The following is a 13002-nucleotide window of genomic DNA, read 5'->3' on the forward strand; positions in this document are numbered from 1 at the left end:
TTCAGAATGCCTCGCCTGCGTCTTCGCTGGAAGTCGTGGATGCGCATCCCGTTCATCATCTTGGGCCTAATCTGCATCGGGATCGCCGTCTGGTTTGGCGGCCCGATGACCGGATGGGGACCCCTCTCGACCCCTTGGATCCAGCTCACGATCCTGGGCGTGATCTACGGTGTTCTTCTGATCGTCTTCCTCGTCCGCCTACGCCGCCGCCGCCGCCGCGCTGCCGAGCTCGAAGAAGCCATTGTCCCGCAGGTGGTCGAAGGCGATGCCAAGGTCCTGTCCGAAAAAATGACAGGCGCCCTCGCGACGCTTAAGAAATCGGGCGGCGCCAGCTATCTCTACGATCTGCCGTGGTACGTCATCATCGGCCCTCCCGGCGCGGGCAAGACGACCGCCCTTGCCAATTCAGGCATCGAATTCCCACTCGAGGGTAAGGAAGGCGGTGTTGTCGAAGGCTTCGGTGGCACGCGCTACACCGACTGGTGGTTTGCTGAGGATGCCGTCCTCATCGACACGGCGGGCCGTTACACCACGCAGGACAGCGATGCCGAGGCCGACAGCAAAAGCTGGACGGCCTTCCTTGGCCTCCTGAAAAAAGCCCGCTCCGATCAGCCGATTAACGGCGTCATCCTGGCCTTCTCGGTCGAGGACATGCTCTCGACCACCGACGAGGCGCTTGCCCGCCACGCCGATATCGTGCGCGACCGATTGGGTGAAATCCATGAGGCGCTCAAGGTCGACTTCCCGGTCTACGTCCTTTTCACGAAAGCCGACCTGATCTCAGGCTTCCGCGAGTATTTCAGCTCTTTCAGCCTCAGCCGCCGGAAAAGCGTCTGGGGCGTGACCTTCCAGACCAAGGATCGCAAGGCCGCGACCTACGAGGACGTCCCCGCCGAATTCGACGCACTCGTCAGCCGCCTCTCCGACGAGATCATCGACCGGATGAGCGAAGAGCCCGACGGCATCAGCCGCATCGCGATCTTCGGTCTTCCCGGCCAGATGGCGCTCCTGCGCGACAATGTCAGCACCTTCCTGCGCCGCGTGTTCGAGCCTACGCGCTACAAGACCAGCGCGATCCTGCGCGGCTTCTATTTCACCTCCGGCACCCAGGAAGGCACGCCGATCGACCAGGTCCTTGGCGCCATGAGCCGCGGGACGGAAACCGGAGCGTTCACACCCGCTTTCATGTCGGGCAAGGGAAAGAGCTACTTCCTGCACGATCTGCTGCGCCGCGTGATCTTCGAAGAACGCGATTGGGTGTCCTTCGACAAAAGAGCAGTCGCGCGCCGCCGCGTCTTCACCGCTGTCAGCCTCACGCTCCTCGGTCTCGTGACGGCGGGCGTCCTCGCGGGGCTCGGGGTCAGCTATTGGCAGAACGCCAACCTGCTACGCACCGCACAAGCGGACATTCGTCAATACCAGACCGTGGCCGCCACCGAGATCCAGCGCAATATCGTCTCGGATCCGGACCTGCGTCCGATCTTGCCGCATCTGAACCTCCTTCGGACCCTGCCGACCGGCTACGGTCAGCAGACCGACAGTAAGATCTGGGAAACCTTCGGACTGGGCCAGCGCAAACGCATGTCGGTCGCCTCTGAGGAGGCTTATTCCGACGCGCTCGAAAAGATGCTCCGGCCCCGCCTTATCCTCGATATCGAACGCCGTATCCCCGGCTACCTACGAGAGGGAGACTTGCCGCTCATCTATCGCGCGCTCAAGGTCTACATGCTTCTGGGCGGTGTCGGCGGGCAAACCGACGACGAAGCGATCGCGGCATGGTTCGAAGAGCAGTGGCGGACCGAGGATTTCGCCTCCCTCGCCGATTTTGATGAACGCGAGGCACTGAACGAACATCTCTCGGCGATGCTCGAGCTCGACAATACCCGCGATGTGGGGATCGGCCTCGATCCCGATGTGATCTCCCGGGCGCGGCAGGCCATTGTCCGCATGCCGCTGGCCGAACAGGCCTACACCCTGATCGAGGGCGGGTCGGAGCTTGCTGTCCTACCCGACTGGAGCCTGTCCGAGGCCACCGCGCCGTCTGGGTCCTTCGTATTCCAGTCCTCGGATGGCAGCGACCTATCCGACCTGACCGTTCCCGCGCTTTATACATTCGTTGGCTTCTGGGAGTATTTCTTCCCTGCCCTCGATACCGTGGCCCAACGCTTGAAGGACGACCAATGGGTTTTGGGGGAGGCCGCCGAACGTTCAGGGTTCGACGAGCAACTGGACGCCCTCTCACCCGCGCTTCTCAACCGGTATCGTCAGGAATTCCGCGATGCCTGGACCGACATGTTTGCGAGGATCGAGCTGGTTTCGATGTCAGCAGATCAGCCCGCCTATCGTGCGCTAGAGGAATTCGCGTCTCCTACCACCTCCCCGATGCTTCTTCTGGTCAACGAGGTGACTTACGAAACCAGACTGACCCGCCTTGTAGACGAACTGGCCTCCCTTGATCCTGAAGCGATCGCCACGGGCGACTTTGGCGGCATGGGGGACGAGGCAAGCCGGAGGCTGGGACAGCGATTTATCTCCCAACAGGGCGGTGTCGCCCGGATCCTGCTCGAATCCGCTGGCAATCGCCGGGGAGGCAAAAACCAGACCCGAGCCTCCGGCGAACCCGACAACGCGCTCGAGCCCGTGACCCGGATCGAGCGGGACTTTGAGGAATGGCACCTCCTGCTTGAGGGAGAGCGCGGCGCCCGGCCCATCGACGGGGTCCTCGCCCAGCTCAACCAGATCTTCCAGAACAGGGCAATCGAGGCGCGGACCGATCCCGCTGGCGCATTGGACGAGCTGCGGCGCCATCTCGCTGCTCTTCGCCAGATCAAATCACGCCTTCCCGAAACGCTGGAGCGACTGATTGATGAGGCTGCTGACGACCTGCGCATCGAAGCACGCGATGCGACAATTGACGAGATGAACGCCGCGCTTTTCTCGGATGTCAGCTATGCCTGCTCGAACATCGTTCAGTCATTTCCTTTCGCACAGGATGGCAGAGGCCTTCCCTTGGGGGAATTCGGCCGGTTCTTCAGCCCGGGCGGAACAATTGATCAGTACTTCCGGACCTACCTTATCAATCACGTCAATCGGACGCGGGATGGAACTCTCCAGGTTCGGCCCGATAGTCCATTAGCGGATAATCTTTCTTCTGCAGCTCTAAAGCAGTTCGAGCGAGCGCAGAGGATCCAAGACGCCTTTTTCGCCAGCGGCGGCGATCAGCCCTCTGTAGGCATCCAGATCAGTCTCGCCCAAGCTCAGCCTGCCTTAAGCTTCCTCCTCGTGCGTTTCGGCGATCAAAATATAGAAGTCGATCTTCGCGGAGCGATATCAGAATCTGTGGTCTGGCCGGGAAACAACGGAACGGTCTTGATGGAGGCGGCAAGCCCGGGACGACAACCTAGCGCGAAACAGTTCGACCGATACGGGAACTGGTCAATCATTCAATTCCTGAGAGAAGCCTCTTCTCGCAGTCAGGACGGCGGCGTGATGCGCGGAACTTATTCGATGGGAGGAATTCCCGTTCCTCTCGAGATTAGGGCAGACGCCCGCACCATCCCTTTTCTGATGCCCGAACTCTCCGAGTTCCAGTGTCCCCAAAGCGTGGACTAGGGTCGCTTTGCCGGGGCTCTATGGAAAACACCCTCTTTTCGGGGATTTCATCTCGCTCGGGCTCGGAGACCGGTCGCAGGCCACGATCGAAACCTGGCTCGACGAAATCCTTCCGCGTTCCAAATCAACCGAGGGAGAGGGATGGCAGACCATGTTCGACAATGGCCTGCCTTTGCGTTTCTGGGCCGGAAGCGATATCTTCGCGCAAGGGCCTGTCTGCGGTGTCCTGCGGCCGTCTCGCGATAAGGTCGGCCGCCGCTTTCCCCTCGTGGCCGTTCTTGAAAAGACCGTGCCGATGCCGCCCGTGATCGACCCTAACCAGCACATCTACGAGGCGCTCGCCGCAGGACTGGACGGGATCACCTCCGACGCCCCTCTCGCCGCGCTGACAGACGCTATTGGGCAAATGGACGACTACGCCACATCCTCCGCAGCCGAGCCCGATTTTTGGGCGGTGAATGGAGAGGCCCCGCTCGAGGAGCTTCTGTCCGCAGTTTCGGCGACGGATCATTTGCGCGCCACGCGCGGCCGGTCATACTGGTGGAGCCTTGGCGATGCGACACGCGCACCTGCCATCCGGGCCTGCCGTGGCCGGCCCGACGCAACGTCGCTAAATTGGCTCCTTGCGGGTGTTTTGAGAGACGAGGTCTTGGTTTAGCGTGCAAAGACAGATGTTGAGATGCGTGCGATTGGGCAGAGGAACCGACAAAGAATGACAAACGGGATCTTCACGTTCCAGACGGGCGAAGTTACGCATCGCGGCCGCGTGCGCGATCACAACGAGGACGCGCTGCTTAGCCTGCCCGAGTCCGGCGTCTGGGCCGTGGCGGACGGAATGGGCGGCCATCAGGCCGGAGATTTCGCAAGCCAAACGATTGTCGAGGATCTGCGATCCATCGGAAAACCCGGCTCCGCCCACGATCTTCAGGCCCGCTTCATGGAACGCCTCGACCGCGCCCATCACCGTATCCTCGACCACTCTGCTCGGCTCGGCGGCGGAACCGTTGGCGCGACGCTCGTCGCCTTGCTTATCTTCGAAGATGCATATGCCTGCGTCTGGGCTGGGGACAGCCGCCTTTATCTTCTGCGGGACGGTCAGCTCAACCGCATCAGCGAGGATCACACGGAGGTTCAGGAGCTGCTGAATTCCGGCACAATCACCGAAGAGCAGGCGGTGCAGTGGCCACGCCGAAATGTCATCACTCGGGCCATCGGCGTGACAGATCCGGGATCCTGCGATGTCGTCAGCGGGACCCTGCAGGAGGGCGACCGCTTTCTCCTTTGCTCAGATGGTGTGACCGAACACAGCCGCGATCACCATCTCGCCGCCCTTTTGCAGGATCAGAACCCTGATCCGCAGACGGCCAGCGACGCCATCCTCCAGCGAACCCTGTCCGAAGGCGCAAAAGACAACACGACCGTCATAGTCGTGGATTGTTTCGCTCGGACCGATGTCATGGCCGACGAAACCACCGGCCTGTGGGAGGCATGATCCGATGACCTCCGACACCACGCCTCCACAAACCGATCCGCCACGCTCCGGGATTGCGCCGGGCACGATGATCAACAACAACTACGAGATCAGCCGCCAGATCAGCGCTGGCGGGATGGGCGAGGTCTATGGCGGTGTCAACGCCTTCACAGGCGATCCCGTCGCGATCAAGATCGTTCTTGAAAGCCTCAGCCAGGATGAAAAGGTCGCAACGCTCTTCAAGCGTGAGGCGCGCATCCTCTGTCAGCTCTCCGACAAGGCTATCGTGCGCTACTACAACTTTGTTCGCGACGAGGATCTCGACCGCTTCTGCCTTATCATGGAGTTCATCGACGGGATCTCCCTGTCGGACCACGTCAAGGCAAATGGCCCGATCTCGGTCGAAGAGGCCAAACGCCTGATCCGCAGGCTCGCTCAGGGTCTGGACGAAGCGCATAGTCGCGAAGTCACTCACCGTGACTTGTCCCCCGATAATGTCATGCTGCGCGGCGGCTCCATTGACGAGGCCGTTCTGATCGATTTCGGTATCGCAAAGTCCGCCGAACTGACCGAAGGCACGCTTCACGGCCAACTTGCCGGAAAGTTCAAATACATTTCGCCCGAACAGCTTGGCCATTACGAAGGCGAGATCAGCCCGCGAACGGATGTCTACGGCTTCGGCCTAATGATCGCCGCGGCGGTCACCGGCACGCCGCTCGACATGGGCGGCTCCGTGGTCGAGGCGGTCAACGCCCGACGCTCCATCCCGGATCTGGGGGACGTTCCCGCAGAACTGCGCCCGCTGCTGGCGCGCATGCTTGAGCCGGATCCAGCCAATCGCCCGCCACGAATGCTCGATGTGATCGGTCTGCTCGACCGGCCTGCGGCGATGGCCGACGATCAGACGATCATCCGGCCCGCTGTTCCTCCACAAGAGCGAGCTTCTCAGCCGGTAACCCAACCGCCAGAAGTCACGCAGGAGCCGGTCGGCTCCGATAGTCCCTTCGATACCTCGCCGACCGGCGTGGCGAACACACTGGCCGCCGGGAACTTCATGCCCGCAGCATCGCCCGCGCCGACGCGAACGCCGCGGACCCTGACCATTCCGCCCCCGGCGCGGGTAGGGCGACGCCGCAAGGGAGGCAAACGGTCGACTGTCCTGCTTCTTCTGCTCCTCCTGGGTGGAGGCCTGATCCTGTCGACCCAGCTCGACCTCGATCCCGTGCTCGCACGTGTTGGCCTTTCCGATCCGCCTCCGCCAGAGCCGCAGGCCCTTCCGAACGCTGGGGGACGTCCTCTCGTTGACACTCCGCTCACCCGCGAGGCCTACCTCGCCTCCTACGATGCGGGCGACTGCACATACGCGACGAGGATCAATGCGGGCCCGAATACTGGCCTTATCGAGGTTTTCGCGAGCGAAAGCGGGCGCTACGGCGACCTGCCGGATGCGTACGAGACGCAGTTCAACTCCCGTCCCGATCTGCTGGAGAGGATTATCGCCGACGCGCAATGTCCTCTTTTGGACTTCGCGAGACAGATCCAGACCGTTTCAGATCGCGCGCCCTCTCTTGTTCTGAGTTCGGATAAGGTGGCTGACGGCGAGTCGGTCTCCGGGATCCTCGAAAATGTCGATGGCCGGTCGGTCTGGCTCTTTGTTGTGAGCGGGCAGGGGGCTGTCTACAACGTCTCCGAGCATCTCGTCGAAGAAGAGGACGGAACACTTGGCTTCAGCCTTGGTTTCGGCCTCACGTCCGCTGCGGATACCGAAGCACAGCTCATTGTTGCTGTCGTCAGCGAAGACTCTTTGGCCACAGCCTCGACCGCCCCGAATGGATCGCGCGCAGAAGCGCTCCTTCCCATCATCCTCCGATCCGTACTGGGAGAGGACGAAGCCGCCGCCGGTATTTCAATCGGGTATCTTGCCGTTGAGAGAGCGCCCGAGGCGCAGCCCTTGCCACAGGAAGACGCCCGCCCCTCCGACCCAGAGACAGTCACGTCGTCTCCCGAAGAAGGCTAGCGGACTGAAAAGGGGACGATGCCAATGGCCACTGCCTGGCCAAGCTCTTCGGCGAGAGGTGGAAACACATCCTCAGCAAGACGGCCTGCCTCGGTTTCGATCGTCAAAGGCCGCCGCGCCGTCGCCAGGGCAAGCAGGATCTGACCGGTATCGCGCGGCGGACCATTCCGCGTCACGGGGACATCAAATCGCGCTTGACCACCTGCAAAGGTTACAAACCTGTTCAGATCCTGAACCACGCCATTGTCATCGATCAGCAGCAGCGAGACATACCGGCCCGCCGCCCCGCTGATCGAGCCAAGCAGGCGTCCCCCGCTTTCCACCCGGTCGGCTGAAACGATAATTGACAGCTGCCCGACCGGATAACTTGGCTGGCTGCGGATGAAGGTCACAGCGGGACATTGACGGCGATCGATCAGGATATCGCGGGCAAGCGGCTCCGGCTGTAGACCTGGCACAACCGCTTGCGAGAACTCCGCGATGGATTGCTCGTCCGGTGAAATCAGCGTCAGGCGCGCCTCCCCATCTCCCGTCCGCTGCGGCAGCGCGATAAGGCACGCCTCACCCAGCTGGCCGCGGATCCGCTCGATAAGGGCGTTCACCGTCTGCACCTCCTCGGGGAGAGGCTCGTCCCGGACCAGCGCGTCGCTTTGCGGTAAGGCGATCACCGTCCGCCCGGTACTCTCCGGCGTCAGAGCCGTATCAAGCCGGCCGGCAACAATGCGGTCTGGCTCCACCGGCGCAACGGCCGTGCCATCACCGTCCGGGTCCGAACCGACTCCCCCATCGGACCCATTCGGACGCAAGCGTTCGACCTCCGGAGCAACCGGGCGAACCGCCGTCAGGGTCTGATCCGTCGGCAAAACCGGGCTGAGATCCTCGGGCTCCGGCGGAGGCGGCGTGGCCTCCGGCACATCCGGCTCCACGCTTGGTTCGGGTTCGACCGGATCGGCGACCGCCGCTTCTTGCACCGGCTCCTCTTCGGGCTCAACCTCGGTGGCACCGTCATCGGTCTGAACCTCGGGCTCGACGGTTTCCGGATCGGACACGGCTTCGGTCCCGGGTTCGCCAGGGCCATCGTCCTCCACCGCATTGAGAGACGCCGTATCGAATGTGATGCTCGTCACGATGACCTCGACATCGCCCGCGTCGTCTGGCGCGAGAAAGCGGCCATCTCCAAAGAGCCACAACACACCGGCACCGACGCCAACATGAAAGACCAGAGCAAAGGCAAAGGCCTCGATCCAGCGAAACGCGCCGCCTTCCGTCATTGTGCCGCCCGCCGATGCAACGTCACTAATCGCAGCGCGACCTCCTGAAGCTCAGGGCGGGCAGAGAGCTCCAGCAAATCGCTTGCGGGTGCTGCGCCATCCATAAGTATATGCAACGTCTTGGGCTCCGGCAGATCGCCTATGGCAACGCCTAGCAGGTCCTGATCAATGACCCGGCCGTCCAGCTCCCAATTGCCGCGCTCCGTCACGATCAGGATCGGCGACGGAAGCTGATCGAGCGGCAGCTCGCGGGTCTCCGCCAAATCGACCTCGCTATCGACCGGGTTCAAAAGCTGACCGGTCGCGAGAAAGAAGAAAATCAAAAGCAGCACGATATTCACGATGGCCAGCGACACATCGAGGCCAATCCGGCTTGGCGGAGGAGGCAGCAACACTTTCATGACGGAGCCGCCGCATGCGCAAGCTGGATCGATCCTACACCCGCAACAGTCAGGGCCTCCAGCACGGTCGCGATGTCCTGAACTTGCGCGCCCTCATCCGCGATCAGGATGATCGTCGAGGCTTCGGTCAGCGCCGCCGCCTCGGCAAGCTCCACAAGTTGCGCAAAGTCAAATCGTTCGCCGCCCGTGCGGACCGCGCCTTGCTCCACATTCCAGATCGCGCTGCTGCCGGGCATGATGATCGCCGCCGGATCGATTTCTCCGGGCGTGTCGGCCAGCATCGCCTGTCCGATCGCTCCGGAGCCGACGGTCAACAGCGAATAGGGGTTCAGCCCCGAGGACAGCATGAAGAAGATCAGCAACTGAAACATCGCATCCGCCAGTGGCGTGAGGGCGAATTTATAGTTGCGTCTGCTTTGTGGGAGAGATCCAATGATCGAGGCCATGGCGCCTGGCGATGACCTAGCCGACCGCCGCGCGTGCGACGCGCCCGTGAATGGCCGCAGAAATCAACGTTTCCATCGTCTGGCGTTCGCGGTCGATCCGCTCTTCCAACCATCCGGCAATGAAATAAGTCACGAGCGCGATGGCCAGGCCGAGCGCCGTCGTAGTCAGCGCTGTCCAGATCCCTCCGGCCAGAAGGGTAGGATCAATCGCTCCGTCAGAGGTCGACAAGGTTCCGAAGGCATCGATCATCCCGATCACCGTTCCAAGCAGGCCCAGCATGGGCGCAGCCTGAACCACCGCCTCCAGCAGGCGCATCCGGCGCGACATCGTCTGAAGTTCGGTCAGGGCGGTCTGGCGCCCCAACTCCTCTGCGTAGGTCTGGTCGTCGGGGCGAGCCTGAAGACCGGTCATCACAGCCTGCAACACTCTGGCCAGCACGGTGTCCTGATCCGCAGCCGATTGCAGCGCATCGTCGGGTCGGCCACTCAGCCAGTTTTCGACGATGATCTCTGCATCGCTCGCATGTCCTACGCCTAGCCGCGCGAACTGAAACGACTTGAAGAACGCGACCGTCACCGCAATGAGCGACAATAGACCAAGAGCTGCAAAGACGACCAGAGTAACCGGATCGAAGATGGAAAGATCTGGAAGAGACATAGGGGTCCTATACAGCGTCTACAGGGTCGCTCGTTCAGGTGCCGAACTGGATCGATGTCCGCGAAGCGGTCGACAGACCCGAGATGCAGAAGTCGCCGTTTCCACCGGAGGCGAGCGTACAATCGGCCACATCGTTAACCACGATCCGCGATGTGTCGGAGCACGCCTGCTCTGCCAGATCGAATTGCAGGACCTTGGTCTTGCCAACGGGCAGGGCGCCGAATTCCAGAACGAGGATCCGGGTTACGGTTCCTTCGCCGTCGAAGACAGCAACTTCGTAAGACACGCTATCGAGCGCCTCTTCGGAATTGTTGGAGGCGACATAGGTCAGACGGCAGTTTCCGTCCGATGTATCCGCCGCGTTGTTGAGCTCGAGCTGGAACTCCGCGGCATCCTGTGCGGCGAGAGGTGCGGCGAGCAGATGAAGGGCGATGCCGGTCAGGCACATGATGTTACGGAAACGCATTTTTTCCCCAAGGCAATGACGGAAGCAGGTTCAGATACCGCGTATCGCAGGACAGCGGACTGCTTGGATTGGTCCTCAAATCGCTGGGTTAAGTCAACAGCCGATTGCCTTTTCCCGCGCAGTGTCAGCGATACACACCAACCGACCAGGTCTGTTTCACTGTCCTATCATCCGCCGGACGATCATCAGGGATAAGCGTCTCGACTGGGCGGGGCTGTGTGCGCTGCCGCGTCACCGGCGGAGTAACCGCAATTCTGGGTTGAGTGGCGAAATTATTTCCGGACGGCAGGATCGAAAGCTGCTCATCCGCCAAGGTCTCTTGCTTGATCGATGCCTCGCGATGGATCTCGGACCAGTCATTGGATGCGTCGGCGTCGACGCCTTCCGGAGAAGAAAGCCGTGCCGGACTGATCTGGCCGCCGATCATCGGATCCGCTTCGCCGTTAACGGGATCGACCGATAGGTCTGCTTCCATTGGGGCTTTGCCGTAAAGTTGCGGTACATGGATTGGTGTCCGTTCGGTCTGTTCAAGGTCCTCGGACAGGGAATGGATCGTCGCTAAAGAGGCTGCCGCAGCCACGGAAAAAAGAGCGGCACCGCCAATAATAAAAGGAATCTTCATGATTTAAGAACTCTGCGTCTTTTCACTGGATCGACTATAGCCGACAAGAGGTTAGCAACCAATGAAAGAACGAGGCGAAAGGTAAGATTGCAGATATTATGCGGCGCAAAGGCCTGTCTTCTGCTTCTGACCAGCGTCGTGGCCGACCGGGCTGCGGCGGAATTCGCCGTCTGCAACCAGACCTTCGACGTGGTCAATGTATCGATCGGCCGGTTCGAAACCGAGGATTTCGTCACGCGTGGATGGTGGACGATCGGACCGAATCAATGCGCGAATGTGATCCGCGAGCCTCTCGATGCCCGCTATATTTACGTCTTCGCAAAAGATATCTTCGGCAAGGAAATCCTCGACGGTGCAACTCCCTTCTGCATCGCGGATAAGAGGTTCGTCATTCGCGGCCGGGAAGACTGCCTTGTTCGCGGCCACTTACCGGCCCGCTTCATCGAGGTGGATACCCAGCGCACCGAACGCTGGACATTGTTTCTCGCCCCTGCGTCAGATTGAGCTTACCCCACAAGGTTGTAGCGTCCTGTGCTGCGATGCAGTAAAACACCCCCAAGGGAAAGACCGATTGCTGATCGCATAAGAGGCTTCGATGACACGAACATGCGCCTTGGCCGCGTGCGCGGCAGGCTTCATTGCAACTTTTTCCGCCGCTGCAGTGGCAGATCAGGCCGCCGTTGTCATCGGCACGGCCGTCTATGAAGATCACGATGATCTGATCGGTCCCATCGCCGCGGCCAGAACCCTCTCTAAAAGTCTGCAATCCCGAAATATCGCGGTCGACCTGATCGAGAACGCAACGACGGACGACTTCTCGACCCTTTTGGTAAAGGCGGAAGAGGTGACGATCTTCTTCTCAGGCTATGCAACATCGCTCGATGGTCAGACCTATCTCCTGCCGTCCGATGTCTCTCCTCGGGACGAGGCCGCACTTCGGGAGAAAGCCGTCCCGATCGACACTCTGCTGTCCGGGATCGAGGCTGAAACCATCACCCTGATTGTCGACCGCTGCCATAACGGCACCACCGATCTTCCGGGCGGCGGAGTGATCGCCGGGATCGATCAGGACAACCTCAGCCTCGTTCTCGAAGCCCCGCTGGGCGAGCCCTGCGCCAGTTCGAACGCAGCCGATATCGGCGCAATCGTCGCCCGATCTTTGGCGACCACCGATGACAGCCTTATCAACGTTCTTGCCGATCTGTCCGCGACAAGCACCTCCGTCCTTTGGATGACCCCCCGGGCAGAGGCGCTCGATGACGCGGCGCTCGCCCGCAATCTCGATGTTGTCCAGAACGACAGCATCGTCATCTCGGCCGCGGTCAGACCGGTCAATGTCGCCCGCGCTGTCGCGCCCGTCATCAGCAATCCATCGGGCGGGGAAATCGTCGGCGGTGGCCTGACGATCTTTGCGGCCCTTCCCGCCCCGGCAAGTCAGCCGACCCCCGATGGCCTGCCCGAGCCGTCGATTATCGTCGGTATCATCGAAAGCGAGGCTGACGAATTCGACCAGATCGACGGGGACGGGCCCGGCACGCTCGCCGGATCGGAGCTTTCGATCACAGATCCTGCCGCCCGTGCCACACTTCGCGAAGAACAGCCTGAATTTTTCGCCACGCTCCTTCAGACCGGCGCCTTCGATCCCGCCCCGGCCGAGCTCCCGCGCGAGATCCAGTCCGAGCTTTCCCGCCTCAATTGCTACACTGCCGGGATCGATGGCATCTGGGGCGCAGGCTCCCGCAGGTCCGTCGGGCGCTATATTCAGGCTTCCGGTCAACAGATTGACGGTGATGCCCCCTCGATCGGGCTCTTCCGGATTCTCATGGCTGCCGATGAGGTACGCTGCCCGGACGCGGCCCCTGTCCAGCGCGTCGCCACCCAGCCGCAGACAACACGGCGCGCGACGCAAACCCGCCAAACAGCGCCGGCCCCGCGCACCGCCCCAGCGGCAGCTCCCCAACCCGCGCCGCCTGCACAGCAGCAACCCAGCGAGCGCCGCATCAACCGGCAAACCGGCCTGATCGGCGTCGTGCGCTAG

At 61.6% G+C, this 13002-nt stretch carries 12 protein-coding genes; 6 read left to right on the forward strand and 6 right to left on the reverse strand.

All coding sequences use genetic code 11. From position 1 onward, the window contains the following. Nucleotides 1–39 precede the first annotated feature (39 nt). The 4 genes from tssM to AAD018_RS03750 are packed head-to-tail and all read left to right on the forward strand — an operon-like array spanning nt 40 to nt 7100. Nucleotides 40–3612 (forward strand): type VI secretion system membrane subunit TssM, encoded by a 3573-nt coding sequence (gene tssM / locus AAD018_RS03735; RefSeq protein WP_367313468.1) that lies wholly within the window; start codon nt 40–42, stop codon nt 3610–3612. A 7-nt stretch (nt 3613–3619) separates the two neighbouring features. Continuing rightward, nucleotides 3620–4270: a type VI secretion system-associated protein TagF gene (gene tagF, locus AAD018_RS03740; protein WP_367313467.1), complete on the forward strand. Its 651-nt coding sequence runs from the start codon at nt 3620–3622 to the stop codon at nt 4268–4270. A gap of 54 nt (nt 4271–4324) precedes the next feature. Further along, the gene (locus AAD018_RS03745) at nt 4325–5104 is read left to right on the forward strand and encodes a PP2C family protein-serine/threonine phosphatase (protein WP_367313466.1); all 780 of its coding nucleotides are present in this window, start codon (nt 4325–4327) and stop codon (nt 5102–5104) included. 4 nt (nt 5105–5108) lie between these two features. Next, complete coding sequence (locus AAD018_RS03750; RefSeq protein WP_367313465.1) at nt 5109–7100, forward strand: serine/threonine-protein kinase; 1992 nt, start codon at nt 5109–5111, stop codon at nt 7098–7100. On the opposite strand, the gene AAD018_RS03755 is transcribed toward AAD018_RS03750, so the two are convergent. From AAD018_RS03755 to AAD018_RS03780, 6 genes are all read right to left on the reverse strand, one after another. Next, entirely contained in the window at nt 7097–8371 is a 1275-nt protein-coding gene (locus AAD018_RS03755; protein ID WP_367313464.1) for a hypothetical protein, read from the reverse strand. The two genes, AAD018_RS03750 and AAD018_RS03755, sit on opposite strands and share 4 nt — an antisense overlap. Continuing rightward, entirely contained in the window at nt 8368–8772 is a 405-nt protein-coding gene (locus tag AAD018_RS03760) for an ExbD/TolR family protein (protein ID WP_367313463.1), read from the reverse strand. The genes AAD018_RS03755 and AAD018_RS03760 overlap by 4 nt, the downstream gene beginning before the upstream one ends. Continuing rightward, nucleotides 8769–9218 (reverse strand): ExbD/TolR family protein, encoded by a 450-nt coding sequence (locus AAD018_RS03765; protein WP_367313462.1) that lies wholly within the window; start codon nt 9216–9218, stop codon nt 8769–8771. Before AAD018_RS03765 ends, AAD018_RS03760 begins: the two co-directional genes overlap by 4 nt. A 16-nt stretch (nt 9219–9234) precedes the next feature. Next, entirely contained in the window at nt 9235–9876 is a 642-nt protein-coding gene (locus AAD018_RS03770) for a MotA/TolQ/ExbB proton channel family protein (protein WP_367313461.1), read from the reverse strand. A gap of 34 nt (nt 9877–9910) precedes the next feature. Continuing rightward, entirely contained in the window at nt 9911–10342 is a 432-nt protein-coding gene (locus tag AAD018_RS03775; protein ID WP_367313460.1) for a hypothetical protein, read from the reverse strand. 124 nt (nt 10343–10466) lie between these two features. Further along, nucleotides 10467–10964: a hypothetical protein gene (locus tag AAD018_RS03780; RefSeq protein WP_367313459.1), complete on the reverse strand. Its 498-nt coding sequence runs from the start codon at nt 10962–10964 to the stop codon at nt 10467–10469. A gap of 87 nt (nt 10965–11051) precedes the next feature. Here AAD018_RS03780 and AAD018_RS03785 point away from each other — a divergent pair, with 87 nt between their 5' ends. Both AAD018_RS03785 and AAD018_RS03790 read left to right on the forward strand, forming a co-directional pair. Then, nucleotides 11052–11468, forward strand: coding sequence for a DUF1036 domain-containing protein (locus AAD018_RS03785; protein ID WP_367313458.1), 417 nt, complete (start codon nt 11052–11054; stop codon nt 11466–11468). 91 nt (nt 11469–11559) lie between these two features. After that, nucleotides 11560–13002 carry a caspase family protein gene (locus AAD018_RS03790; RefSeq protein ID WP_367313457.1) on the forward strand — a complete coding sequence of 481 codons (1443 nt, stop codon included), beginning with the start codon at nt 11560–11562 and terminating at the stop codon, nt 13000–13002.

Origin of the sequence: Aestuariibius insulae, from assembly GCF_040783535.2 — a bacterium.
Taxonomy (GTDB): Bacteria; Pseudomonadota; Alphaproteobacteria; order Rhodobacterales; family Rhodobacteraceae; genus Aestuariibius; species Aestuariibius insulae.